Source organism: Streptomyces sp. WAC07094 (assembly GCF_036320405.1).
Lineage (GTDB): Bacteria > Actinomycetota > Actinomycetes > Streptomycetales > Streptomycetaceae > Streptomyces > Streptomyces lannensis.
Map to the genome: position 1 here is coordinate 7,060,811 of NZ_JAVMJZ010000001.1, position 22,780 is coordinate 7,083,590.

Annotated in this window: 26 protein-coding genes; 16 read left to right on the plus strand and 10 right to left on the minus strand. The window is 71.2% G+C overall.

Annotated elements, in window-relative coordinates; all coding sequences use genetic code 11:
* Window positions 1-47: 47 nt before the first annotated feature.
* Entirely contained in the window at window positions 48-1,217 is a 1,170-nt protein-coding gene (locus tag RCR19_RS31395; protein WP_331268171.1) for a thiolase family protein, read from the plus strand.
* 4 nt (window positions 1,218-1,221) lie between these two features.
* Here RCR19_RS31395 and RCR19_RS31400 read toward each other — a convergent pair whose 3' ends face one another.
* Window positions 1,222-1,995 (minus strand): TVP38/TMEM64 family protein, encoded by a 774-nt coding sequence (locus tag RCR19_RS31400; protein ID WP_331268172.1) that lies wholly within the window; start codon window positions 1,993-1,995, stop codon window positions 1,222-1,224.
* A gap of 390 nt (window positions 1,996-2,385) precedes the next feature.
* Between RCR19_RS31400 and tuf the strand changes: the two genes are divergently transcribed.
* Together tuf and RCR19_RS31410 are read left to right on the plus strand one after the other, a co-directional pair.
* Entirely contained in the window at window positions 2,386-3,555 is a 1,170-nt protein-coding gene (gene tuf / locus RCR19_RS31405) for an elongation factor Tu (RefSeq protein ID WP_331268173.1), read from the plus strand.
* Window positions 3,556-3,673: 118 nt separating this feature from the next.
* Window positions 3,674-4,519 carry a fused MFS/spermidine synthase gene (locus RCR19_RS31410; RefSeq protein WP_331268174.1) on the plus strand — a complete coding sequence of 282 codons (846 nt, stop codon included), beginning with the start codon at window positions 3,674-3,676 and terminating at the stop codon, window positions 4,517-4,519.
* A gap of 55 nt (window positions 4,520-4,574) precedes the next feature.
* On the opposite strand, the gene RCR19_RS31415 is transcribed toward RCR19_RS31410, so the two are convergent.
* On the minus strand, window positions 4,575-5,573 hold the full coding sequence (locus tag RCR19_RS31415) for a hypothetical protein (protein WP_331268175.1): 999 nt from the start codon (window positions 5,571-5,573) through the stop codon (window positions 4,575-4,577).
* Between the two features lie 248 nt (window positions 5,574-5,821).
* Between RCR19_RS31415 and RCR19_RS31420 the strand changes: the two genes are divergently transcribed.
* Together RCR19_RS31420 and RCR19_RS31425 are read left to right on the plus strand one after the other, a co-directional pair.
* Window positions 5,822-6,274, plus strand: coding sequence for a DUF4442 domain-containing protein (locus tag RCR19_RS31420; protein ID WP_331268176.1), 453 nt, complete (start codon window positions 5,822-5,824; stop codon window positions 6,272-6,274).
* Between the two features lie 302 nt (window positions 6,275-6,576).
* Window positions 6,577-7,698: a VanZ family protein gene (locus RCR19_RS31425; RefSeq protein WP_331268177.1), complete on the plus strand. Its 1,122-nt coding sequence runs from the start codon at window positions 6,577-6,579 to the stop codon at window positions 7,696-7,698.
* 151 nt (window positions 7,699-7,849) lie between these two features.
* Here RCR19_RS31425 and RCR19_RS31430 read toward each other — a convergent pair whose 3' ends face one another.
* The gene (locus RCR19_RS31430; protein WP_331268178.1) at window positions 7,850-8,320 is read right to left on the minus strand and encodes a GNAT family N-acetyltransferase; all 471 of its coding nucleotides are present in this window, start codon (window positions 8,318-8,320) and stop codon (window positions 7,850-7,852) included.
* 330 nt (window positions 8,321-8,650) lie between these two features.
* Here RCR19_RS31430 and RCR19_RS31435 point away from each other — a divergent pair, with 330 nt between their 5' ends.
* Window positions 8,651-9,301, plus strand: coding sequence for a DedA family protein (locus tag RCR19_RS31435; RefSeq protein WP_331269602.1), 651 nt, complete (start codon window positions 8,651-8,653; stop codon window positions 9,299-9,301).
* Between the two features lie 3 nt (window positions 9,302-9,304).
* Here RCR19_RS31435 and RCR19_RS31440 read toward each other — a convergent pair whose 3' ends face one another.
* A complete protein-coding gene (locus tag RCR19_RS31440) occupies window positions 9,305-9,838 on the minus strand; it encodes a gamma carbonic anhydrase family protein (RefSeq protein WP_331268179.1) in 534 nt (177 codons plus the stop codon).
* A 105-nt stretch (window positions 9,839-9,943) separates the two neighbouring features.
* On the opposite strand from RCR19_RS31440, the gene RCR19_RS31445 reads away from it, so the two are divergent.
* Window positions 9,944-10,708: an acyltransferase gene (locus RCR19_RS31445; protein ID WP_331268180.1), complete on the plus strand. Its 765-nt coding sequence runs from the start codon at window positions 9,944-9,946 to the stop codon at window positions 10,706-10,708.
* A 1-nt stretch (window position 10,709) separates the two neighbouring features.
* Here RCR19_RS31445 and RCR19_RS31450 read toward each other — a convergent pair whose 3' ends face one another.
* Window positions 10,710-11,567 (minus strand): DMT family transporter, encoded by an 858-nt coding sequence (locus RCR19_RS31450; protein WP_059126648.1) that lies wholly within the window; start codon window positions 11,565-11,567, stop codon window positions 10,710-10,712.
* Window positions 11,568-11,660: 93 nt separating this feature from the next.
* Between RCR19_RS31450 and RCR19_RS31455 the strand changes: the two genes are divergently transcribed.
* Both RCR19_RS31455 and RCR19_RS31460 read left to right on the plus strand, forming a co-directional pair.
* The gene (locus RCR19_RS31455; RefSeq protein WP_331269603.1) at window positions 11,661-12,233 is read left to right on the plus strand and encodes an XRE family transcriptional regulator; all 573 of its coding nucleotides are present in this window, start codon (window positions 11,661-11,663) and stop codon (window positions 12,231-12,233) included.
* Between the two features lie 43 nt (window positions 12,234-12,276).
* Entirely contained in the window at window positions 12,277-12,831 is a 555-nt protein-coding gene (locus RCR19_RS31460) for a YbaK/EbsC family protein (protein WP_059126650.1), read from the plus strand.
* Between the two features lie 72 nt (window positions 12,832-12,903).
* Here the strand turns inward: RCR19_RS31460 and RCR19_RS31465 are convergent, their stop codons facing one another.
* Window positions 12,904-13,986, minus strand: coding sequence for a cation diffusion facilitator family transporter (locus RCR19_RS31465; protein ID WP_331268181.1), 1,083 nt, complete (start codon window positions 13,984-13,986; stop codon window positions 12,904-12,906).
* Window positions 13,987-14,045: 59 nt separating this feature from the next.
* On the opposite strand from RCR19_RS31465, the gene RCR19_RS31470 reads away from it, so the two are divergent.
* Complete coding sequence (locus RCR19_RS31470; protein ID WP_331268182.1) at window positions 14,046-14,435, plus strand: metalloregulator ArsR/SmtB family transcription factor; 390 nt, start codon at window positions 14,046-14,048, stop codon at window positions 14,433-14,435.
* A 214-nt stretch (window positions 14,436-14,649) separates the two neighbouring features.
* Here RCR19_RS31470 and ppk2 read toward each other — a convergent pair whose 3' ends face one another.
* The 4 genes from ppk2 to RCR19_RS31490 all read right to left on the minus strand — a co-directional run bounded on the left by ppk2 (window position 14,650) and on the right by RCR19_RS31490 (window position 17,812).
* On the minus strand, window positions 14,650-15,537 hold the full coding sequence (gene ppk2 / locus RCR19_RS31475) for a polyphosphate kinase 2 (protein ID WP_331268183.1): 888 nt from the start codon (window positions 15,535-15,537) through the stop codon (window positions 14,650-14,652).
* Window positions 15,538-15,556: 19 nt separating this feature from the next.
* Window positions 15,557-15,790, minus strand: a complete 234-nt coding sequence (locus tag RCR19_RS31480) for a hypothetical protein (RefSeq protein WP_331268184.1) — start codon at window positions 15,788-15,790, stop codon at window positions 15,557-15,559.
* A 19-nt stretch (window positions 15,791-15,809) separates the two neighbouring features.
* Window positions 15,810-16,964 carry an inorganic phosphate transporter gene (locus tag RCR19_RS31485; protein ID WP_331268185.1) on the minus strand — a complete coding sequence of 385 codons (1,155 nt, stop codon included), beginning with the start codon at window positions 16,962-16,964 and terminating at the stop codon, window positions 15,810-15,812.
* A 290-nt stretch (window positions 16,965-17,254) separates the two neighbouring features.
* Window positions 17,255-17,812, minus strand: a complete 558-nt coding sequence (locus tag RCR19_RS31490; RefSeq protein ID WP_059126656.1) for an NADPH-dependent FMN reductase — start codon at window positions 17,810-17,812, stop codon at window positions 17,255-17,257.
* A 355-nt stretch (window positions 17,813-18,167) separates the two neighbouring features.
* Between RCR19_RS31490 and RCR19_RS31495 the strand changes: the two genes are divergently transcribed.
* The 6 genes from RCR19_RS31495 (at window position 18,168) to RCR19_RS31520 (ending at window position 22,774) form a co-directional block, all read left to right on the plus strand.
* On the plus strand, window positions 18,168-18,827 hold the full coding sequence (locus RCR19_RS31495) for a helix-turn-helix domain-containing protein (RefSeq protein ID WP_331268186.1): 660 nt from the start codon (window positions 18,168-18,170) through the stop codon (window positions 18,825-18,827).
* Window positions 18,828-18,882: 55 nt separating this feature from the next.
* On the plus strand, window positions 18,883-19,407 hold the full coding sequence (locus RCR19_RS31500) for a DinB family protein (protein WP_331269604.1): 525 nt from the start codon (window positions 18,883-18,885) through the stop codon (window positions 19,405-19,407).
* Window positions 19,408-19,557: 150 nt separating this feature from the next.
* Window positions 19,558-20,568, plus strand: coding sequence for a cation diffusion facilitator family transporter (locus tag RCR19_RS31505; protein ID WP_331268187.1), 1,011 nt, complete (start codon window positions 19,558-19,560; stop codon window positions 20,566-20,568).
* 79 nt (window positions 20,569-20,647) lie between these two features.
* A complete protein-coding gene (locus tag RCR19_RS31510; protein ID WP_331268188.1) occupies window positions 20,648-21,103 on the plus strand; it encodes a MarR family transcriptional regulator in 456 nt (151 codons plus the stop codon).
* Window positions 21,100-21,954 carry an ATP-binding cassette domain-containing protein gene (locus RCR19_RS31515; protein WP_331268189.1) on the plus strand — a complete coding sequence of 285 codons (855 nt, stop codon included), beginning with the start codon at window positions 21,100-21,102 and terminating at the stop codon, window positions 21,952-21,954. The genes RCR19_RS31510 and RCR19_RS31515 overlap by 4 nt, the downstream gene beginning before the upstream one ends.
* On the plus strand, window positions 21,914-22,774 hold the full coding sequence (locus tag RCR19_RS31520) for an ABC transporter permease (protein ID WP_059126662.1): 861 nt from the start codon (window positions 21,914-21,916) through the stop codon (window positions 22,772-22,774). The genes RCR19_RS31515 and RCR19_RS31520 overlap by 41 nt, the downstream gene beginning before the upstream one ends.
* Window positions 22,775-22,780 lie beyond the last annotated feature (6 nt).

Here is a 22,780-nt window from a genome sequence, read left to right on the forward strand (position 1 = left end):
ACCGGTAACCGTCACACCGGCACACGCCGGGCAAGGAGGCCCGCACCATGCGCGACGCCGTGATCGTCGAAGCCGTACGCACCCCGGTGGGCAAGGGCAAGCCGAACGGCGCCCTCGCCCATGTCCACCCCGTTGAACTCCTCGCGCACACGCTGCGCACCCTCGTCGAGCGGTCCGGGGTCTCTCCGGCCCTCATCGACGACGTCATCGGGGGCACCGTCGACCAGGTCGGCGAGCAGGCCATGAACACCACCCGGTACGCCGTCCTGTCCGCGGGCTTCCCGGACACGGTGCCCGCGACCACCGTGGACCGCCAGTGCGGTTCGTCGCAGCAGGCGGTGCACTTCGCCGCGCAGGGCGTCATCTCGGGGGCCTACGACATCGTCGTGGCCTGCGGTGTGGAGTCCATGAGCCGGGTGCCGATGTGGTCCAACGTGCCTGCCGGCAAGGACCCCTTCGGACCGGGCGTCGCCGAGCGGTACCCGGACGGGCTGGTCCCGCAGGGCATCAGCGCCGAACTGATCGCCGCCAAGTGGTCGATCGCCCGTGAGCAGATGGACGCCTTCGCCGTCTCCTCGCACCACAGAGCGGCGGCCGCCTGGGAAGCGGGCCTGTTCGACGCCGAGACCGCGCCCCTGGAGGGACTGGCCCGCGACGAGTGCATCCGGCCCTCCAGCAGCGCCGAGATCCTCGCCGGGCTCAAGCCCGCGTACTACGACCCCGGCTTCGCCGAGCGGTTCCCGCAGATCGAGTGGAACGTCACCGCCGGCAACGCGAGCCCCATCAACGACGGCGCGTCGGCCGTGCTCATCATGTCCGGCGAGACCGCGGCCCGTCTCGGCCTGCGCCCGCTGGCCCGCCTGCACAGCTTCGCCGTGACCGGCTCCGACCCCCTGCTGATGCTCACCGGTGTCATCCCCGCCACCGAAAAGGTGCTGCGCAAGGCGGGGTTGACCCTCGACGACATCGACCTGTTCGAGGTGAACGAGGCCTTCTCCAGCGTCGTGCTGGCCTGGCAGCAGGAGACCGGGGCCGACCTCGCGAAGGTCAACGTGCACGGCGGGGCCATCGCCATCGGCCACCCGCTGGGCGCGAGCGGAACCCGTCTGACCACGACCCTGGTGCACGCACTGCGCGCACGGGGCGCCCGCTACGGGCTGCAGACGATGTGCGAGGCGGGCGGCCTCGCCAACGCCATGGTCCTCGAGGCGGTCTGAGCCCTCAATGCCCGCGCAGGTGGTGGCGCTTGCGCCAGGCCACCACCACGCCGGCCAGCGCGGGCACCGCGATGAAGGCCATCGCGATCAGGAAGACGGGCGAGGTCGGCGTGCTGGCACGGGCGCCGGCGACGACGTACGCGGCGGTGTTCGGGGTCGAGCCGAGCGCCGTCGCGAGCAGATAGGGCGTCCACCGCATCTGCGAGACGGCCGCGCAGTAGTTCACCCCCCAGAACGGAAGGCCGGGGAAGAGCCGTGCCGCCATCATCGAGCGGAAGGCGTGCCGGCTGAGCTGCCCGTCCGCCGCCTTGAGCCAGCGGCCCCGCAGCAACGGGCGCAGCGCGTCCTGTCCGAGCGCCCGGCCGAGCCCGAAGGCGATCGCGGCCCCGAGCACCGTGCCGACGAGCGCCGTGCCCGTGCCCAGTTCCGAGCCGAACAGCGCACCTGCCGCGAGGTTGAGCAGTGGACGCGGCACGAACGCGACCGTGATCAGGCCGTAGGCCAGCGCGAAGACGGCGGCCGCCGCGACGCCCCCGAACTGCGGCGGCCAGCCGTGCGTCACCAGGCGCTGCGGCTCGAACAGCAGCATGCAGGTCGCGGCGGAAGCGAGCAGCACCAGCAACAGGGACAGCCGTGACCAGGGGGAGAGCAGCACCCGGGTGCACCGGGCGGCGAATCCGGCCGGTGGGACGACCGCGGGCGCGGCGACGGGTGGCGCAGTGGCGGCCTGGGGAGAGGCCGTGGCGGTGCCCCCAGAGCGGGTGGTGGCATCGAGCATTCGTCGACCCTAACCGACCGATGTGTGTGATCGCCGTATGGTTCGTCTCCCCGGCACCACTGTTCGGGAAGCCTTCATCCGGCCGTCGACCCGTCGAACTCGGCTGCCTGCGAAAACCATTCGACGCCGGTCGCGGCCTTGGGCGATGATCTGCGACATGTTCCGGTTCGCCTTCGTCCTCACGGCATCCGCCGCCGCGGATGCTCCGAAGGCTGCCGTCCTGATCCTCGTGGCCGCCGTCGACGGCGCCCGAAGCTGACCCTCCCCGGATCGTCCGGCGGACCCCGGAGGGGGAGGGTCGGCAGGTTCTTGGGGTCCCCGTCCCGGCCGGTCCTCCCGCCGCCGGGGCCGTCACTCGGCACCACTCTGAGAAGGCTTCGAGGTACAGCCATGCCCAAGACGGCATACGTGCGCACCAAACCGCATCTGAACATCGGCACCATGGGCCATGTGGACCACGGCAAGACCACGTTGACCGCCGCCATCACGAAAGTGCTGGCCGACCGCGGCACCGGCACGTTCGTGCCGTTCGACCGCATCGACCGCGCCCCGGAGGAGGCGGCGCGGGGCATCACCATCAACATCGCCCATGTCGAGTACGAGACCGACACCCGGCACTACGCGCACGTGGACATGCCGGGCCACGCCGACTACGTGAAGAACATGGTCACCGGGGCCGCTCAGCTGGACGGAGCGATCCTCGTCGTCTCCGCGCTGGACGGGATCATGCCGCAGACCGCCGAACACGTGCTGCTGGCCCGGCAGGTGGGCGTCGACCACATCGTCGTCGCCCTCAACAAGGCCGACGCCGGCGACGAGGAGCTCACCGACCTCGTCGAACTCGAGGTCCGCGAACTGCTCACCGCACAGGGATATCCCGGCGACTCCGTACCGGTGGTACGCGTCTCCGGGCTCAAGGCCCTCGAAGGGGACCCGCGTTGGACCAGTGCGATCGAGGCGCTGCTCGACGCCGTGGACACCTATGTGCCCATGCCCGAGCGGTACCTGGACGCGCCGTTCCTGCTGCCGGTGGAGAACGTGCTCACCATCACCGGCCGCGGCACGGTCGTCACGGGCGCCGTCGAGCGCGGTACGGTCCGCGTCGGCGACCGGGTCGACGTGCTCGGCGCCGGTCTGGAGACCGTCGTCACCGGCCTGGAAACCTTCGGCAAGCCGATGGACGAGGCGCAGGCCGGTGACAATGTGGCCCTGCTGCTGCGGGGGGTGCCGCGCGACGCGGTCCGACGCGGGCACATCGTCGCGGCGCCCGGCAGCGTCACGCCGAGCCGGCGGTTCACGGCGCGCGTGTACGTGCTGTCCGGGAGGGAGGGCGGCCGGACCACCCCGGTGTCGACCGGATACCGGCCGCAGTTCTACATCCGCACCGCGGACGTGGTCGGCGACATCGACCTCGGTGAGTCGGCCGTCGCGCGGCCCGGCGACACCGTGACCATGGCGGTGGAGCTCGGCCGGGACGTCCCGCTGGAGCCCGGCCTGGGCTTCGCGATCCGCGAGGGCGGCCGGACGGTCGGCGCGGGCACGGTGACAGCCGTGGAATGAGGGACTGCTTCCGCCGGGTGGGGAACCGCGTGCCGTCGTGGGACGGTGGCGCGGTTCCCCACTCCCCCGCGATGCCGTCGCGGTGCCCGGCGGCCACGGATCCCGGCACAATGGAGGGGTGAGCGAGACCGTACCCGTCACCCGCACCGTCGATCACGGCGTCGCCAAGCTGATGCCCGACGTCGACCGGGAGCGGGCCTGGCTGCTCACGGTGGACGGGGCGCCGCAGTCGTACGTCGACCTCGACGAGCCGACGCATCTGGAGTTCGAGTACGCACAACGGCTCGGGCATGTGCTCGACACGGTCACGCCGCCGGGGCGGCCCCTCGACGTGCTGCACCTCGGCGGGGGAGCGCTCACCCTGCCGAGGTATGTGGCGGCGACCCGGCCCGGCTCCCGGCAGGACGTCGTCGAGGCCGACCGGGCCCTGCTGGAACTCGTCGTGGAGCATCTGCCCCTGCCCGCGGGCTCCGGCATCACGCTGCACCCGGCCGATGCCCGAGACTGGCTGGAGGCCGCTCCACCGGACTGCGCCGACATGGTGATCGCGGACGTCTTCGGCGGCTCCCGCGTGCCCGCCCATCTGACGACGGTGGCGTACGCACGTGCCGCGGAACGGGTGCTGCGTCCGGACGGCGTCTATCTGGCGAACCTGGCCGACGCCGCGCCCTTCGACTTCCTGCGCTCCCAACTCGCCACGTTCGCGGAGGCCTTCGAGGAACTCGCACTGATCGCCGAGCCGAGCGTGCTGCGGGGACGGCGCTTCGGCAACGCCGTGCTCATCGCCGCCCACCGGGCGCTCGACGTCGCGCCGCTGTCCCGCCGCACCGCTGCGGACGCCTTCCCTGCCCGTGTCGAACACGGCGACGCGCTGCGGGACTTCATGGGTGACGCCGGGCCCGTGCACGACGAGACCGCGGTCCCGTCGCCGGAACCGCCCGACGGGGCCTTCACCATCGGCTGACGGCGGCTCGACCACCACCGGGTGCCACGGTCCGAGCGGCACCCGGTGCGCGGGCTCAGGACGCCGTCGGGTCGCCGTGCAGGCGTACCGTGCTCAGGATCTTCAGGATCGTCGCGTCCGGGACCTCGTCCTTCACACCCGTGGCGCCGTACAGGCTCCATGCGACGAAGTCGCCGGCGGAGTTCTTGAACCCGAACGTCACGGCCTTGCCGTCGGAGGCGCACTTGCCCTTCTGGGGCGTGTTCTTGGACCGGGCCCAGGCGATGCTGCCCTGTATGCCCGCCGCGGTGGTGTAGGGCTTGGCCTTCTTGTCGAAGGTGATGCTCTTCTTGTCCGGCTGCGTGTAACCGCCGTACACCCACCAGGCCACCTGGTTCACCGCCACCTCATCGGTGGACTTGGCCCCGCTCGCGCCCTTGGTCCCGGTCCCGGCAAGCGCCTTGTCGTCGGTCTGCCCGTCCTTGTTGTCGTCGGACGTGCACCACTTCTCCTTGAGGAACGCCGGCGCGGACATGGTGATCAGCGGCTTTCCCTCGGCCTTGGGATTGTCGTCCTCGAACCCGATCAACAGCCCGGGCGACTTCACATCCCACTCCGGCGGGACGTCGAAGGCCGTGCCCCACTTGGGGTTGACGACGACTTTCCAGCCCGGGACGGTCGGCTTCTCGCTCTCGCCGCCGCGCGGGTTGGCGGACGCGGACGTCGAAGGCGTCGCGCTCTGCGAGGTACTTGCCGACGGCTTGTCGTCGCCCCCGGCCTTGTCGTCCTTGTCGCCTCCGAGGACCAGGAAAGCCGTGACGCCCGCGGTGACGACGACGGCCGCCGCCGCCACGATCGCGACGACCTTGGTCCGGTTGCCGCCGCCGCCCGGCGGCTGCGGTGCGCCCATGGGCGTGGGCGGCCCCCATTGCGGCCCGCCGGGCTGCTGGTACGGGTTGGGCTGCTGATAACCCGGCTGCTGATACGGGTTCTGCTGCTGATACCCCGGCTGCTGGTAGGGGTTCTGGTTCTGCGGGTTCTGCTCGCCCCCGGGCGGCTGCTGTCCTGGCCACATGGGCCACAACCCTAGTGCCGCCCGTGACACGTTTCGGTCACTGCCCGTCGTCAGACCCGTACCGGAAAAGGGGAGTTGAGCACGTCCACGCACACCGGGAGCCGCGGGGCGCGAGCGGTGGACCGCACGGTGGCGCGGGGCGTCTGCCCGCCGCGCCCCGGCGGCCGCACGCCGATCCACGTCGAGGCCCGGTACGCGATCGGTCCGGGCCCTGGCCAGAGGTCGCTACCCATGGGTAACATCCAGCCATGAGCGCAGACCAGACGTCGATCGGCGACATGCTCGCCGCCACGGTGCCGATGGCCAGGACCCTCAACCTGGAGTTCCTGGAGACCACGCCGGAGAAGGCCGTGGTGGCCCTGCCGGACCAGGGCGAGTTCCACAACCACGTCGGTGGACCGCACGCCGGTGCGATGTTCACACTGGGCGAGTCGGCGAGCGGCGCGATCGTGCTGGCCGCCTTCGGTGAGCAGTTGTCGCGTGCCGTGCCGCTGGCCGTGAGCGCCGAGATCGCCTACAAGAAGCTCGCGATGGGCCCCGTCACCGCGACCGCGACGCTCGGCCGCCCCGCCGCCGAGATCGTCGCCGAACTCGACGCCGGCAACCGCCCCGAGTTCCCCGTCACCATCACGATCCGGCGCGGGGACGGCGCGGTGACCGGGGAGATGACGGTCGTCTGGACCCTGCGCCCCAACGGCTGACACGACCGCACAGGACACCGAAGGGCCCCGACCGGGGGAGACGACTCCCGGGCGGGGCCCTTCGGTGTGCACGGCGCAGGACTCCATCACGGGCACGGGCCCGCGCATCCACCGTCGTACGCAGTCGACCGACCGCCCGTTTCTCTTGCGGTCTCGGGGCATCCGACACCGCCCCGCCACCCGTTACAGCTTGGTCATGGGTTGAGCCAACCGCCATGACCTGTGGACGCCATGGTGATCTCCGACGCGCCGGATTCCGTGCGTTGTCGACCGATCTCCTCGCGTTTGCGAAAGGCACGACATTGTTCGCTCTCGTCTTCGGAGGGCACCTCGTGTACGTCCTCCTCGTCGCCCTTGTCTCGGCGTCGGTGCTGGGGGTCGTCACGCTCCTTCTCCGTGACCGGACCGAACGGCCGTGGGCCTACGGGGCCTGGGCGGCCATGACGACGGCCACCCTGTTCCTGACGCTCTGGCTCAGGCCCGTGGGTACGGGAGTGGTGCGATGCACGATCAGCAAGGACCTGTTGGAGCCCTTCGGGACGGTCCAGGGCTGGATGAACGTCGCGCTCTTCGTGCCGATCGGCTTCTTCGGGGTGCGTGCGGCCCGGCGGCCGATGCCCCCGCTGCTGCTGTCCGTCCTGCTGGCCTGCGGGATCGAGACCGCCCAGGCCTGTCTTCCCGTGATCGGCCGCTACTGCGACACGAGCGACCTGATCACCAATGTCGTGGGCGGCGCCGTGGGCGTGGGCCTCGGGGTCCTGTCCCTGCGCACCGCCGGTTCGCCGCTGTCGCCCTGGCCCACTCGCAGCCGCTGGTTGCCGGTCGCGACCGGGGTGGGATTCGCGGCCGTCGCCTGTGTGATGGCGACCGTCGTCGATGTACGGGTCGTCGATCACGCCGAGCCGAGCAGGGAGGCGTCCGCGGAACAGCGGACGGTGATCGGGGAGGCGGTCCGCACGGCACTCGGCGACGATTTCAGGGTCGTCAGTGTCTCGGACAACACGCCGTGCGGCGTGGACGGCGTGAACGAAGAGGTGTGGGCCGAGCTGAAACCCAGCGGTATCGCCTCGCTGAGCTGGCCCGACCGTGACCGGTTCCAGATCGATGTGTCGGTGGGTCCCGAGGCATCGGACGCGACAGCCGGGTATCCCATCCCGGGCTTCGCCGGATCCGTGCACGACGAGGCGGCCGCCGAGCAGGCCGCAGGCCGGTACGTGGCCGCGCACTACCCCACCGCCGACCGGAAGCGGCCGGTGGTGGAGCGCGCCGACGGCGGGGACGGGACGTGGACCGTCACCTACCCCTACCACGACGACCGGATGCCGTCCGTGACGTCGCTGCGGGCGACCGTCGACTCCGCCGGACGACTCCGCGGCGTCCGCCTGGCCGCTGCCTCCGACGGCGGCCCCGGTGACTGCCGTTGACGGCCTTGCCGAACCGGCTCCACGGCGGGCGGTCCCGGTCCTCGGCATCGGTTGTGCCGACGACCGAGGGTGGCGCGGCGCGACATCGGTAGCCGCGCCGCGGCGGTGTGCCGGCCCGGGAAGCGCGGTGATCAGGACATGGCGCCCGGGCTCACCGATCGGGGAAGGCGAGCCGCAGCACGATCTCGTCGTCGTCGAGCTCACCCGTGGGTACGAACCCGAACTTCTGATAGAAGGGCCACGGCTCGCCGTCGCCGGGCTCGTAGCTGGTCAGCAGCTCGGTGGCGCCGTCCTCGCGCACCAGGGTGATGACCTGTGCGAGCGCTTCCCGGCCGATTCCCTGCCCCTGGTACCGCTTGTCGATGAGCAGACGCCACAGGAAGTGCCGCCCCGCGTACGGACCGGTCGGCGGCTTCCACGACAGCATCACGAAACCGACCGGCTCGTCGCCGCGGTACACGGCGCGGTACCAGGGCCTGGCCTCCGGGTCCTTGGCCGCCTGTTTGAGCGACTTGGACACGGAGGCGACGAACTGCTTCTGGTCGTGCCGCACGTGAAGGTCGCGAACGGCTTCCCGGTTGTCGTCGGTGATCTCCCGTAGGTGCACGCCTGGGGAACTCATGTCACTCCTCTTCCGCATCCGGCAGCTGCGCCGTCCGGGCCTGTGGGAGGAGCCGCCACCGGGCGGCAGTCCCGTCCGTCCGGGCTGCCGAGTACCCGATTCGGGACGTTTTCGCAGCGTATGCGACGCGGGCGATCCGGAGCGTGACTGGCGCGCCGGGGCGTGATCGGGCGCCGGGCGCCGGGACCGACCGTGCGTCCCCGATCCCCGTGAGCGAGGACGTGCTCGAAGGGGGCGAGCAGGTAGGCTTCCCGGGGTACGTCCGAGGGGGAAGCGCGCTGTCGTCGCACACGACACGGATCGCGCAGAGTGGAACGGGAGGAGCCGGCGTTGCACGTCCAGGAATGGCTCGACACGGTGCCCGCGGTCGCGGTCTACGCCGTGGTGGCCCTGGTCATCGGCGTGGAGAGTCTCGGTATTCCGCTGCCCGGCGAGATCGTCCTGGTGTCGGCCGCGCTGCTGTCCTCCCAGCACTCCGGAATCAACCCCGTTGTTCTGGGCGCCTGCGCCAGCCTCGGCGCAGTGGTGGGCGACTCCATCGGCTACGCCATCGGGCGCAAGGGGGGCCGGCCGCTGCTCGCCTGGCTCGCCAAGCGGTTCCCCAGGCACTTCAGCGAGGGTCACGTCGCCACCGCCGAGCGCTCCTTCGAGAAGTGGGGCATGTGGGCGGTGTTCTTCGGCCGCTTCATCGCCCTGCTGCGGATCTTCGCCGGACCGCTCGCCGGTGTGCTGCGGATGCCGTACTGGAAGTTCCTGACCGCGAACCTGCTGGGCGGAGTGGTCTGGGCCGGGGGCACCACCGCGGTCATCTACTACGTCGGCGTCGTCGCCGAGTCCTGGCTGAAGAAGTTCTCCTGGGTGGGTCTCGCGGCGGCGGTGGTCATCGGGGTCGCCTCGATGCTCGTCGTGAGGCGCAAGGCGAAGAAGGCCACGCAGGAGAAGGAGGCCGCCGAGCGGGAGGCCGTCCCGGCCGCCGAGTGAGCCTCAGGGCTTCTCGTGCACCTCTCGGTGTGCCCTCGCCAGGTCCGCGTACATCGTTCCGTTCAGGGTGATCACCTCGCGCTCCTCGGCGGTCAGCTCACGCCTGACCTTCGCGGGCACGCCCGCCACGAGTGAACCCGGGGGCACACGCATGCCCTGTGGCACCAGTGCCTGAGCGGCGACGAGGGAACCCGCGCCGATCACCGCGCCGTTGAGGACCGTCGCGCCCATGCCGATCAGGCAGTCGTCCTCGACGGTGGCGCCGTGCACCACGGCGTTGTGCCCGACGGAGACCCGCTCGCCGACGGAGACCGGGAAACCGGGGTCGGCGTGGAGCGTGCAGTTGTCCTGCACATTGCTGTTCGCCCCGACGGTGATCCGTTCGACGTCGCCGCGCACGACCGCGCCGTACCAGACGCTCGCGCCCGCGTGCAGCGTCACGTCCCCGATCACCGAGGACGTGGGCGACACGAACGCCTCCCGGTCCACCTGGGGATCCCTGCCGCCGATGCCCGCTATCAGCGCCCTGTGCGTCATTGCCTCTCCTCCTGGTCGGTCCATCGGCACCGTACGCCATCGGTAGGGCGAAGATCACAGCCGTCCTGACGCATCGGCGTACCCGGCGCTGAGTACCGTGAGCGGGTGCCCAGGAGCAAGAACACGTTCTCGTCATGGCGTCACGGTCTCGCGCAGCGGGCCGTGCACGCGGGCTGGGCCTGGGTGCAGCGCACGGGCTCCGTGACCGCCGAGCGCCCGGGCCGCTTCCGCTTCGGCGCGATGGGAACGAGTACCAGGCTGGCCTTTCCGCTCGGGACCGTCTTCGGCGAACCCTGGATCCATCTCGGTTCCCACTGCATCATCGGCGAGCAGGTCACGCTGACCGCCGGGCTGATGCCGGACCTCGACCTCGGCCCCGAGCCGATCCTGCGCATCGGTGACGGCGTCGTCCTCGGCCGGGGCAGCCACGTCATCGCCGACACCACGGTCACCATCGGCAGCGACTGCTACTTCGGGCCCTACGTCTACGTGACCTCCACGAACCACTCCTACGACGACCCGCATCAGCCCATCGGCAAGCAGTGGCCGCGCATGGAGCCGGTGGAGATCGGCCCGGGGTGCTGGATCGGCACGGGCGCCGTGATCCTTCCCGGCGCCCGGATCGGGCGGAACGTGGTGGTGGCGGCCGGGGCGGTCGTACGCGGTGATGTGCCGGACCATGCCGTGGTGGCCGGGGCTCCGGCGCGGGTCGTGCGGCGCTGGACCCCGGACACCGGATGGCAGCCGCCGCTCAGGACACCCGCCCCGGTGCCGATCCCGGACGGTGTCACGCCGCAGCAGCTGCTGGCGCTCTCGGAGCTCGACGACGGCGATGTCGCCCGGCTCGCGGAGCTGGACGCCGAGGCCTGACTCACCCGGTGGCCAGCAGTACCGAGCCCACCAGGGCGAGGCCCGCGCCCGCCGCCTGCACCGGGCGCAGCCGTTCGCTGAGGAAGCCCCGCGCGGCGAGCGCCGTGACGACGGGGTAGAGCGAGGCGAGCACGGCGGCCACCGTGACCGGACCGTGCTGGGCGGCGAGGGCGTACGTGCCGTTGGCGGCGACGTCGGCGAGTCCGACGAAGGCGAGGGCGGGGACGGAACGCCAGGGGAGGCCTTCGTCCGGGAGGGCCGCGGCGCCCCTGCGCATGCCGATGTACAGGGCGGCACCGCCCGTGACGACGTTCGCGAGGCGCTGCACGAACAGGGCCAGGAACAACCCGGTCACCGTGGTCGACGCCTCGGCGATCAGCGCGAACACCGTACCGAAGCCGAGCGCCGCGACCAGGGTGAGCAGGATGGCCTGCCGTTGCACCGGCGCGCCTCTGAGCTGCGGTCCGCCCGCGAGGACCACGCCGAGCACGGCGACGGCGATCCCGGCGGCCTGGAGCAGCCCGGGGCGTTCGCCGAGCACGAGCCCGACCCCGATGGGCACGGCCACGCTCAAGGTGGCGAGCGGTGAGACGACACCCATCGGGCCGAGGGCGAGTGCCTGGTAGAAGGAGAGCAGGGCGACGGGCCCGACCAGGCCGGCCGCGAGCGCGAACCACAGCCGCGGTCCCGCCTCGCTCCACCCGCCCGTTGCCACCACGAGCGCGCCGAGGACCGCCGCCGCGATGGTCTGAGACACCACCACCACCGTCAGCGCGGGCATCCGCCGGGTCAGCAGGCCGCCGCCGAAGTCGGCCAGCCCCCACAGGAGGCTGGTGGCCAGGGCGAACAGTGCTGTCATGGGCCGCCTCGCAGTACAGTGCAGTGAACGGTCAGGTGCACCACACCATAGTTCATTCTGATGGACTCTGTCATACACAATATTGGACGGAATGTGTCGGATCTCGACCTGCTGACCCAGTCCCTGGCGCGCAACGTCAAGCGCTGGCGGACCGAGCGGGGCTTCACCCTGGAGACGCTCGCCGCCCGCGCCGGAGTCAGCCGCGGCATGCTCATCCAGATCGAGCAGGCCCGTACCAACCCGAGCATCGGCACGGTGGTCAAGATCGCCGACGCGCTCGGCGTCAGCATCACCACCCTGCTCGACTACGAGCAGGGCCCCAAGGTCCGTATCGTGCCCGCCGACCAGGCCGTACGGCTGTGGCACACCGACGCGGGCAGCTACAACCGACTCCTCGCCGGGACAGAGGCCCCCGGACCGCTGGAGATGTGGGACTGGCGGCTGATGCCGGGCGACAGCAGCGCCTCCGATCCGCACCCCTCGGGGACGGTGGAACTCGTCCACGTCACCACCGGCGAACTGACCCTCACCGTGGACGGCGTCGCGCACCTCGTCCCGACCGGTGCGAGCGCCTCCTTCGAGGCGGACACCCCGCACACCTACGGCAACGACGGCGACGTGCCGATGGAGATGGTCATGTCGATCTCGGTGCCGCCCGTGCGCTGAGACGCCCCGCCGGCGGCCCGCCCGCGGCTGTTAGCGTGCGGTCATGCGCGCACCCATCGGAGACTTCGACCAGGCCACGCCCGCCCCCGACTGCCTCGACGAGCTGACCGCTCCGGTGGCGGACGCCGTACGGGCCTGGCGCGGCGCCGTGCCGGCCGACCGGATCGTCTACGTCGACACCGAGCCGGACTGGGCCGACACCGCGGTCTTCCTGGAGCACTACGGCAAGGACCTCCTCGACCGGTCCGCCAACTGCGTGGTCGTCGCGGCCAAGCGCGGTGGTGAGACGACGCTGGCGGCCTGTGTGGTCCTCTCCGCCACCCGGGTCGACGTGAACGGCGTGGTCCGCCGTCAACTGGGTGCCCGCAAGGCGTCCTTCGCGGCGATGGACGTGGCGACCGGGGAGACAGGGATGGAGTACGGCGGCATCACGCCGATCGGACTGCCCGCCGACTGGCCGGTGCTGGTGGACTCGGCGGTCGTCGACCTGCCGTATGTGCTGGTCGGCAGCGGCCGGCGCCGGGGCAAGCTGCTGGTGCCTGGGAAGGCGTTCGCGGAGCTGCCGAACGCGGTGGTGCTCGAGGGCCTGGGGGCCTGACCGCCGCGCGGATCGGGGCGTGCGCAGGGACGGCCGAGCGGCCGGGCGCGATCGGCGCGAGGAGCCGGCCCGTCAGGCCCCCGGGTGACCGTGGTGGGCCAGGGCCAGATGGGGGTCCGTCTCGCCCGGTGCCGGGGCCGGATCCGGGTGGATCAGGGCCGCGGTGAGTTTCGGGACGGCGTGCAGCAGGGCGTGCTCGGCCGCGACCGCGATCTCGTGCGCCCGTCGTACGCTCACCTCGCCGTCCACCACCACCGCCACCTCGGCGCGCAGCCGGTGCCCGATCCAGCGCAGCCGCAGTTCGCCGACCTCGCGCACACCCGGCACACCGCGCAGCACCTGCTCGGCCCGGTCCACCAGCGCCGGTTCCACGGCGTCGAGCACTCTGCGGAAGACCTCGCGTGCCGCGTCCCGCAGCACCAGGACGATCGCGGCCGTGATCGCCAACCCCACGAGCGGGTCGGCGAGTTGCCAGCCGAGCGCCGCTCCGCCCGCGCCCATCAGCACCGCGAGCGAGGTGAATCCGTCGGTACGGGCGTGCAGCCCGTCGGCCACCAGTGCCGCCGAGCCGATCGCCCGGCCCACCCGGATGCGGTGCCGGGCGACCCACTCGTTGCCTGCGAAGCCGATGACGGCCGCGACGGCGACGGCGGGGATGTGCTGCACGGGACGCGGGTCGAGCAGCCGCTCGACCGCCGCCCAGGCGGCGAACGCGGCGGACGCGGCGATGGTCAGCACGATCACGATGCCCGCGAGATCCTCGGCGCGGCCGAATCCGTAGGTGAAACGGCGGGTGGCCGCCCTGCGGCCCAGGACGAAGGCGACGCCGAGCGGCACCGCGGTCAGGGCGTCGGCGGCGTTGTGCACGGTGTCGCCCAGCAGCGCGACCGACCCGGAGATCACGACCACGACCGCCTGCGCCAGGGCCGTCCCGCCGAGCACGGCCAGCGACACCCACAGTGCGCGCATGCCACGGGCGGAGGACTCCAGTGCGGAGTCGAGCTTGTCCGCGGTCTCGTGGGAGTGGGGTGTGAGGAGATGACGGATACGGGGCAGGAGGCCGAGGCCGCGCGGACGAGGGTGCGGGTGCTCGTGTGCGGGGTGGTGGTGGTGGTGGACGTGCGCGTGTCCGTGCGCCTCGTGGTCGTGACTCACCTGAGGACCCCTTTCGCCGCGATGTGGACGCGTTCCCCCTACGGAGCCATTATGTGCGTATGAGCGCACGCATGCACCTGTCAGCTGCGAAACCGGCGCAGTCGCGCACGGACGGCACGGCCGCGGGGCACCCCCGGACCCCAGGCGACGAACAGTTCGCGCTGGCCGCCGAGCTGCTCTCCCTGCTCGGTGACCGCACCCGGCTCGCCCTGCTGCACGCCCTGACCGGGGGTGAGGCCGACGTCTCCACGCTCACCGAGGCGTGCGGCGCTGCGCGCCCCGCCGTCAGCCAGCATCTGGCGCGGCTCCGGCTCGCGGGCCTGGTCGACACGCGCAAGGAGGGCCGCCGGGTGGTGTACTCGCTGCGCGACGGCCATCTGCGCCGGGTCGTGGACGAGGCGCTCAGCCTGGCCGACCACCGGCTCAGCAACCGCCCCGCCCACGACTGACCCTCCGGCCCGCGCACCGGCCGGTCGACCCTCGCGCGGCGGGTGAACGCCGTCATCGGGACGGTGAGGTCAGCGGCCCACGCCGCGTCCGCGCGGCCCACGGGCACCACGCGGACCGGCGGTCGACGGGCCGCACGACGAAGCGCCGGGTACCGCGGGCGCGCGAGGCCGTGGCCGCCGCGCGCCGCAGGCCCCGGCGCTCGGGCAGAGCGGTTCAGTGGGCGCTGTCGTCCTCGCCCGCCTCCAGCAGGTTCACAGCCGCACCCACGATGCTGGGGTCGGGGCTGCCGACGATCTCCTCGTCCTTGTCGGTGTAGCCGAAGCGGGCGAGGACACTGCGCATCGCCTCCACGCGTGCCCGCTTCTTGTCGTTGCTCTTCACCACGGTCCACGGCGCGTACTCCGTGTCCGTCTCGCGGAACATCGAAACCTTGGCCGCGGTGTAGTCGTCCCAGCGGTCGAGGGAGGCCAGGTCCATCGGGCTCAGCTTCCACTGCCGCACGGGGTCGACCTGGCGGATCGTGAACCGCGTGCGCTGCTCGCTCTGCGAGACCGAGAACCAGAACTTCACCAGGTCCACGCCGTCGTCCACGAGCATCCGCTCGAACAGCGGGGCCTGCCGCATGAAGCGGCGGTACTCGTCGTCGGTGCAGAAGCCCATGACGCGCTCCACACCGGCCCGGTTGTACCAGGACCGGTCGAAAAGCACGATCTCGCCCTCGGTCGGCAGGTGCTCGACGTACCGCTGGAAGTACCACTGCCCGCGCTCACGCTCGGTCGGCTTCTCCAGCGCGACCACCCGGGCGCCGCGCGGGTTGAGGTGCTCGGTGAAGCGCTTGATCGTGCCGCCCTTGCCGGCCGCGTCCCGCCCTTCGAAGACGATCACCAGCCGCCGGCCGGTCGCCTTGATCCAGCTCTGCAGCTTCAGCAGTTCGATCTGCTGGAGCCGCTTGTGCCACTCGTACTCCTTGCGCTCCATCCGCTCGTCGTACGGGTAGTTCTCCCGCCAGGTGTCCACGGGGCTGCCGTCGGGGCGCAGCAACACCGGATCGTCGTGGTCGGTGTAGTCGACCCGCAGGCCATCGGTCACCAGAGGTGTCATCCGTCCTCCTCCCGCTCTCTCAGTGGAACTGCGGCACGATCAGATAGATTCCGTAACCCACGACCGCGGCGCAGGCCAGGAAGCAGAGCCCGGCCTGGGCCAGGCCGAGGGCGTGGGTACCGCCGTCCCGCTCACGGGCGCTCTCGACCTGGGCGATGCCGAGCACGCCGAGCGCGAAGACGACGACCACGGCGACGGTGACTCCGATGCTGACCGCGGTGACCTCGCCGAGGGCGGTCCAGTCAAGGTGCATGGCTAGAACTCTCCCTGCCTCAGGCGGCGGTGCCGACGCTCGTGGGGGTGGTGCCACGGAGCGTGACCTCGTGGCTCTCGTTCACATTGTGGGCGTGAATCGGGTTGCGGCGCGAGACGACCACGATGAACGCGGCGACGGCGGCGGCGACCAGGGCGATCACCGCGGTGCCGATGTTTCCGCCGTGCTTGACGACGCTCGCGGAGACGCCGCCCACCAGGGCGGCCGCCGGAAGTGTCACCAGCCAGGCGATCACCATCCGGCCGGCGGTGCCCCAGCGGACCTCGGCGAGCCGTCGCCCGAGGCCCGCTCCGAGGATGCCGCCGGAACAGACCTGGGTGGTGGACAGGGCGAAGCCGAGGTGGGCCGAGGTCAGGATGACGGTCGTGGACGCGGCCTCGGCTGCGAAGCCCTGCGGCGACTGGATGTCGGTCAGGCCCTTGCCCATCGTGCGGATGATGCGCCACCCGCCGATGTAGGTGCCGAGGCCGATGGCCAGACCGGCCGACGCGATCACCCATACGGGCGGCCCCGCGTCGTGACCGAGCGCGCCGGCCGAGATCAGGGTGAGGGTGATGACGCCCATCGTCTTCTGTGCGTCGTTGGTGCCGTGGGCCAGGGAGACCAGTGAGGCGGAGGCGATCTGGCCGAGACGGAAGCCCCGGGTCACCGACTCCTTGCGGGCACGGGCGGTGATCCGGTAGGCCAGGTAGGTGGCCAGCAGAGCGGCGATCCCTGCCACCACGGGGGAGGCGACCGCCGGGATGAGGACCTTCTCGACGACCTTGTCGAAGTGCACGCCGTCGCTGCCCGCACCCACCCAGACGGCGCCGACGAGGCCGCCGAAGAGCGCGTGCGACGAACTGGACGGCAGCCCGAGGAGCCAGGTGAGCAGATTCCACAGGATCGCGCCCACCAGCCCCGCGAAGATCATCCCCGGGGTCACCAGTGTGTCGTCCACGATGCCGCCCGAGATGGTCTTCGCGACCTCGGTCGACAGGAACGCACCGACGATGTTCAGCACCCCGCTGATCAGGACCGCGGTTCTCGGCTTGAGCGCGCCGGTGGCGATGGAGGTGGCCATCGCGTTCGCGGTGTCATGGAATCCGTTCGTGAAGTCGAAGGCCAGCGCCGTGACGATGACGACGGCCACTAGGAACGTGATGTGGTCCATGCCACGATGCAAGCAATCGAAGGCGACCTGCCGGAGAAGCACAGGCAAAGCCCGGGCATGCGTCTGATGGGCGATCAGACACCGAAACCGCAGCTGATCAGGGGTGTCGAAGCGGCCGCGAAGGGTATGTGAAGAGATTTCGCGGACCACGCGGACGAGGGAACCGGTGCGCGCGTACGGCGGTGTGCCCGGTCCGGCGGCAGCAGTGAACGGCAGTGGGCCAGGACGCTGTGTCCTGGCCCACTGGCGATGCGGTGGATCGGTGCCGGGGCCGATGCCGGCCCCGGGGATCAGGCAGCGGCGGGCGTGGCCTGCGTGAGCTGCTGGATGACCTTGGTCAGCCCCTCGACGACCTCGGTGTCGTCGGCCGGGTGGGTCTCGGCGAAGCGGACCACGGAGCCGGGGATGGAGAGCTTGGCCTCCTCGACGACCGTGCCACCGGCGATCGTCACGGCCTTGCGGGCCTCGTCCTGCGCCCACACGCCGCCGTACTGGCCGTAGGCGGTGCCGACGACGGCGACCGGCTTGCCGGACAGGGCGCCGGCGCCGTGCGGACGGGACAGCCAGTCGATCGCGTTCTTCAGGACGGCCGGGATGGTGCCGTTGTACTCGGGCGAGAAGAGCAGCAGGGCGTCGGCCTGGCCTGCGGCCGCACGCAGAGTGGCGGCGGCAGCGGGCACGTTGCCCTCGACGTCGATGTCCTCGTTGTAGAAGGGGACGTCGGCCAGCCCCTCCTGGAGCACCACCTCCACACCCTCGGGGGCGTGCTTGACGGCGGCCTCCGCGAGCTGACGGTTGTGCGAACCGGCACGAAGGCTGCCGACGAGGGCGAGGATGCGAACGGACATGGCGACACTCCCAGAATATGCAATAAAAACCACCGGACCAGGACGGACCGGGAGGAACCGGTAGGTCCTTCGTTGAAGTTTGTACCACTCCAACCGGACCGCGGTCCACTTCCCGTGGAGTCTAAACGGACCCAGGTCCGAATCTCTTCCCGCCGCTAGGGTCTGTCGTTTGGATCAGGTCGGCTGGGGGACACTGCGCCTTTCGATCGACCCGAGCGGGGCGTGGTGCGTGCAGCTGCAAGGCGGAGGAGGGCGACGACGCGGAGCGTCGGCAACCGACGACAACGCGGCAGATGTGCGTGCCACGCCCCGCGACGCCTGCACCGTCCGCACGACGGGCTCTAGGCTGAGGTTCATGACCGAGCAGCCTCCGCCCGCTCCCGTGCCGCCGCAGGCGGACAGCGAGGACCCCGCGGACCGCACCCTCACGCCACTCAAACCCACCCAGTTGCGCGCCGACGCCGCCCGCAACCGCACGCGACTGCTGGAAGTGGCCGAGCGTCTGGCCGCCGAACGCGGCATAGCGAACGTCACCATGGAGGACATCGCCTGCGGCGCCGGCGTCGGCAAGGGCACGGTCTTCCGGCGGTTCGGGGACCGCGCGGGCCTGCTGGTGGAGCTGCTGAGCCATCAGGAGGAGAAGCTGCAGGCCGCCCTGATCTCCGGCCCGCCGCCGCTCGGCCCCGGGACGCCTCCCGTGGAGCGGCTGCGCGCCTTCGGCATGGGCGTCATCCGTCACGAACACGCCCACCGGGACCTGTACATGGCCGCCCACGCGGACCCGCGGCGCCACCGGACGAACGCGCCGTACCAGTTCCGGTTGACCCATGTGTCCATGCTGCTGCGCGAGTCCCGGGTCGAGGGCGACATCGAACTCGTCGCACACACCCTGCTGGGCTATCTGGAGACGGTCTTCGTCGACCATCTGCTCACCCGTCGCGGGATGTCCGAGGAGCGGGTGGAGGCCGGCTGGTGCGATCTGGTCGACCGGTTCACGCACCGATGCGGGGACTGACGCCGCCGCACGGCCGATGATGGTGCGCGTGACGTCCATGACCAGAAGAGCCGAGATGTTCGTCCCCGCCGAGCACGATCCCCGCACCCTCGGCCCCGCCACGGGCGGCGAACGCGCCCTTCTCGTCGACTTCCTGGCCGCTCAGCGCGCCACGCTGGAACTCAAGTGCGCCGGCCTCGAGACGCGGCTGTCGCAGCGCTCGGTGGCACCGTCCACGCTCTCGCTGCTGGGTCTGGTACGCCATCTCGCCGACGTCGAACGTCGCTGGTTCCGGCAGGTCCTGGCGGGGCGGGACGCATCCCCCCGGTTCTCCTCGCCCTCGGAGCCCGACGGCGACTTCACCGGTGCCGTGCCCGATCCGGACGTCGTCTCCCGGGCCTGGGAGGCCTGGCGCGAGGAGGTCGCCTTCGCCGAGGCGTTCGTCGCCGACGCACCCCATCTCGACGTCGAGGGCCACGACTCCTGGCGCGGCACCGTCTCGCTCCGGTGGGTGCTCATCCACATGATCGAGGAGTACGCCCGGCACAACGGCCACGCCGACCTGCTGCGGGAGCGTATCGACGGGGCCATCGGCGTATAAGCGGCGCCGTACCTCGTCGTGCGGCGTTTACGCAGGTCAGCGGCGTACTATCGGACATGACAACGGTCACCGGTGCAGCCTTTGCCGCGGGGTGCCGTTATGCGTTTCACTGCCGTCCAGGGACCCGATACGAGGGGGAAGGCGGACCACATGAGCGGCCACGGTCACGAGCACGGCCCCGGAGGGCACTCCGGGCACTCCCACGGTGTGTCGGCGGACGCCGACCGGCGCTGGCTCGGCCTGGCACTCGCCCTGATCACCGTGTTCATGGCGGCCGAGGTGGTCGTCGGTGTCCTCGCGTCGTCCCTGGCCCTGCTCTCCGACGCGGCCCACATGCTCACCGACGCGGCATCCATCGTGCTCGCTCTCGTCGCGATGCGGCTCGCCGCCCGCCCGGCCCGCGGCGGCTTCACCTACGGACTCAAGCGCGCGGAGATCCTCTCGGCCCAGGCCAACGGGCTCACCCTGCTCCTGCTGGGCGCCTGGCTCGCGTACGAGGCCGTGCGGCGGCTGATCGCCCCGCCCGCCGTGGCGGGCATCGCGATGCTGGTCACCGCGCTCGTGGGCATCGCCGTCAATGTGGCCGCCACCTGGTGCATCTCTCGTGCCAACCGCTCCTCGCTCAATGTCGAGGGCGCCTACCAGCACATCCTGAACGACCTGTTCGCCTTCGTCGGTACCGCGATCGCCGCGCTCGTGGTCGTGACGACGGGCTTCGAGCGCGCCGACGCCATCGCCACGCTCGTGGTCGTCGCGTTGATGGTGAAGGCCGCGTACGGACTGCTGCGTGACTCCGGCCGGATCTTCCTGGAGGCGGCGCCCGTCGATGTCGACCCGGACGCGCTCGGCGACCGGCTCGTCGCCCGTGCGGACGTCGTCGAGGTGCACGACCTGCACGTCTGGCAGATCACCTCGGGTCAGTCGGCGCTGTCCGCCCATGTGCTGGTCGAACCGGGCGGCGACTGCCACGCCGTGCGCCGCGACCTGGAGGACGTGCTGCGCAGCGGCTACGGCATCACCCACACCACCCTTCAGGTCGACCACGCCGCCGAGGAGGTCCTTCAGCTGGCCCTGCCGGGGGAGCGGGAGACGGCCGGCGACCCCGGGCACTGCGAGGCCCCGCACGGCCCCGTCCACCGGGACGAACCCCACCACCACTGACGAGGGCGATGGCGCTTCCTGCCACTGTCTTGACCCTCTCTTTCCCCGAATACCTCTGACACAGAGCTAATGTCTTGGTGTGGAATCGGAAAGCCTTCCCGACGACCTGGCCGACGCACTTCTCGGAGTGCAGCGGCTCATACGGCGGCATCTGCGCCGTGGGATGACCTCGCCACCGCTGCGGGGTGCGGAGGTCGAGCTGCTGCGTCTGGTGGCGGCACGACCGGGGATGGGCGTGTCGGAGGCCGCCAGGGAGCTGCATCTTGCGGGCAACTCGGTCTCGACGCTCGTCAACCACCTGGTCCGGGACGGCTATCTGGTCCGCGAGACCGACCCGGCCGACCGGAGGGCCGCGCGGCTGCTGCCCACGGAGGCGGCGGAGGCACGGCTGCGTGACTGGCGTGAGCGGCGCACGGCCCTGGTGCGCCGCCAGGTGGGCCACCTGGACGAGATGGACCGCAAGGCGCTCGAGGCGGCGCTTCCGGCGCTGCGCAAGCTGGCGGAGAACCTGCACGAGGAGGCCGAGGAGACATGACGCGGAACGCGAAGGACGACGGGGCCCCGGCGGTCGACGCCGTCACCTGTGACGGACTGCGCTACTCCTTCGGGGAGACGCAGGCGGTGGACGGCCTCGACCTGTCCGTCCGCGACGGCGAGGTGTTCGGACTGCTCGGCCCCAACGGAGCCGGCAAGACCACGGCCATCCGCTGCATCACCACACTGCTCCCGGTGCCGGCCGGCAGGATCCGTGTCTTCGGCCACGACGCGACCCGCGAACGCATGGCCGTACGGCGCCTGCTGGGCTATGTGCCGCAGCAGCTCTCGGCCGACGCCGGGCTCACCGGGCGGGAGAACGTCGCCCTGTTCGCCCGTGTCTTCGACGTCTCCCGGCGCGAGCGCGCCCGGCGGGTCGAGCAGGCGCTGGAAGCCGTCGATCTCACCGCCGCGGCCGACCGGCTGGCCAGGACGTACTCAGGCGGCATGGTCCGCAGGCTGGAACTCGCCCAGGCCCTGGTGAGCGCGCCCCGGCTGCTGATGCTCGACGAGCCGACCATCGGCCTCGACCCGATCGCCCGGACCAACGTGTGGGAACACATCAACGCCGTGCGTGCCGCCACCGGCATGACCGTCCTCGTCACGACCCACTACATGGACGAGGCCGACCAGTACTGCGACCGGCTCGCCCTGATGCACCGCGGCCGCGTCCGCGCCCTCGGCACCCCCGACGAGCTGAGGACCGGTCTCAGGGAACGGCTCGGCACCGAAGGCCCGCTGCCGACGCTGGAAGACGTCTTCCGTGACGTCGCCGGCAGCGGACTCGACGATCAGTCAGGAGACTTCCGCGATGTCCGAAGCACCCGCCGCACCGCGTCCCGTGTCGGCTGACCCCGTGCACCTGGCCGACCTCGACCTGCTGGTGGTCCCGCCGCGGGCCCGTACCGGCTGGAAGGTGCTGCCCGCGCGGGTCGCGGCTCTGTGCGCGGTCGAGCTGCAGAAGCTGCGCCACGACCGCACCGAGCTCTACACCCGCGCCATCCAGCCGGCGCTCTGGCTGCTCATCTTCGGTGAGACGTTCACCCGGATCAGGGCGATCCCGACCGGGGGCATCCCGTACCTCGACTACCTGGCCCCCGGCATCATCGCGCAGTCCGCGATGTTCATCGCCATCTTCTACGGCATCATGATCATCTGGGAGCGGGACGCCGGAATCCTGACCAAGCTGCTGGTCACACCGACCCCGCGTTCGGCGCTCATCACGGGCAAGGCCTTCGCGGCCGGGGTCAAGGCGCTGATCCAGGCGATCGTGGTCGTGCTGATCGCCGCGGTGCTCGGGGTCGCGATGACCTGGAACCCGCTGCGGCTGCTCGGCGTGGCGGGGGCCGTCGTGCTGGGCTCGGCCTTCTTCTCCTGCCTGTCGATGACGATCGCGGGCATCGTCCTGACCCGTGACCGGCTGATGGGCATCGGGCAGGCGATCACGATGCCGCTCTTCTTCGGCTCCAACGCCCTGTACCCGGTGTCCGTCATGCCCGGCTGGCTCCAGGCCATCAGCAAGGTCAACCCGCTGAGCTACCAGGTCGACGCCCTGCGCGGACTGCTGCTCGGGACACCCTCGCATCTGCTGTCCGACTTCGCCGTCCTCCTGGTGGCCGCGGCCCTGGGCATCACCTCGGCATCGTCGCTGCTGGCGCGGCTGGCCCGCTGACACGGC

Excerpts from the sequence above, each read along its gene's own strand:
- RCR19_RS31440 (WP_331268179.1), bottom strand. The coding sequence starts at position 9,838 with ATGACGCACAGGGCGCTGATAGCGGGCATCGGCGGCAGGGATCCCCAG.
- tuf (WP_331268173.1), top strand. The coding sequence starts at position 2,386 with ATGCCCAAGACGGCATACGTGCGCACCAAACCGCATCTGAACATCGGC.
- ppk2 (WP_331268183.1), bottom strand. The coding sequence starts at position 15,537 with ATGACACCTCTGGTGACCGATGGCCTGCGGGTCGACTACACCGACCAC.
- RCR19_RS31485 (WP_331268185.1), bottom strand. The coding sequence starts at position 16,964 with ATGGACCACATCACGTTCCTAGTGGCCGTCGTCATCGTCACGGCGCTG.
- RCR19_RS31515 (WP_331268189.1), top strand. The coding sequence starts at position 21,100 with ATGACGCGGAACGCGAAGGACGACGGGGCCCCGGCGGTCGACGCCGTC.
- RCR19_RS31420 (WP_331268176.1), top strand. The coding sequence starts at position 5,822 with ATGAGCGCAGACCAGACGTCGATCGGCGACATGCTCGCCGCCACGGTG.
- RCR19_RS31395 (WP_331268171.1), top strand. The coding sequence starts at position 48 with ATGCGCGACGCCGTGATCGTCGAAGCCGTACGCACCCCGGTGGGCAAG.
- RCR19_RS31450 (WP_059126648.1), bottom strand. The coding sequence starts at position 11,567 with ATGACAGCACTGTTCGCCCTGGCCACCAGCCTCCTGTGGGGGCTGGCC.
- RCR19_RS31520 (WP_059126662.1), top strand. The coding sequence starts at position 21,914 with ATGTCCGAAGCACCCGCCGCACCGCGTCCCGTGTCGGCTGACCCCGTG.
- RCR19_RS31460 (WP_059126650.1), top strand. The coding sequence starts at position 12,277 with ATGCGCGCACCCATCGGAGACTTCGACCAGGCCACGCCCGCCCCCGAC.
- RCR19_RS31430 (WP_331268178.1), bottom strand. The coding sequence starts at position 8,320 with ATGAGTTCCCCAGGCGTGCACCTACGGGAGATCACCGACGACAACCGG.
- RCR19_RS31505 (WP_331268187.1), top strand. The coding sequence starts at position 19,558 with ATGAGCGGCCACGGTCACGAGCACGGCCCCGGAGGGCACTCCGGGCAC.
- RCR19_RS31490 (WP_059126656.1), bottom strand. The coding sequence starts at position 17,812 with ATGTCCGTTCGCATCCTCGCCCTCGTCGGCAGCCTTCGTGCCGGTTCG.
- RCR19_RS31495 (WP_331268186.1), top strand. The coding sequence starts at position 18,168 with ATGACCGAGCAGCCTCCGCCCGCTCCCGTGCCGCCGCAGGCGGACAGC.
- RCR19_RS31470 (WP_331268182.1), top strand. The coding sequence starts at position 14,046 with ATGAGCGCACGCATGCACCTGTCAGCTGCGAAACCGGCGCAGTCGCGC.
- RCR19_RS31400 (WP_331268172.1), bottom strand. The coding sequence starts at position 1,995 with ATGCTCGATGCCACCACCCGCTCTGGGGGCACCGCCACGGCCTCTCCC.
- RCR19_RS31500 (WP_331269604.1), top strand. The coding sequence starts at position 18,883 with ATGTTCGTCCCCGCCGAGCACGATCCCCGCACCCTCGGCCCCGCCACG.
- RCR19_RS31480 (WP_331268184.1), bottom strand. The coding sequence starts at position 15,790 with ATGCACCTTGACTGGACCGCCCTCGGCGAGGTCACCGCGGTCAGCATC.
- RCR19_RS31415 (WP_331268175.1), bottom strand. The coding sequence starts at position 5,573 with ATGTGGCCAGGACAGCAGCCGCCCGGGGGCGAGCAGAACCCGCAGAAC.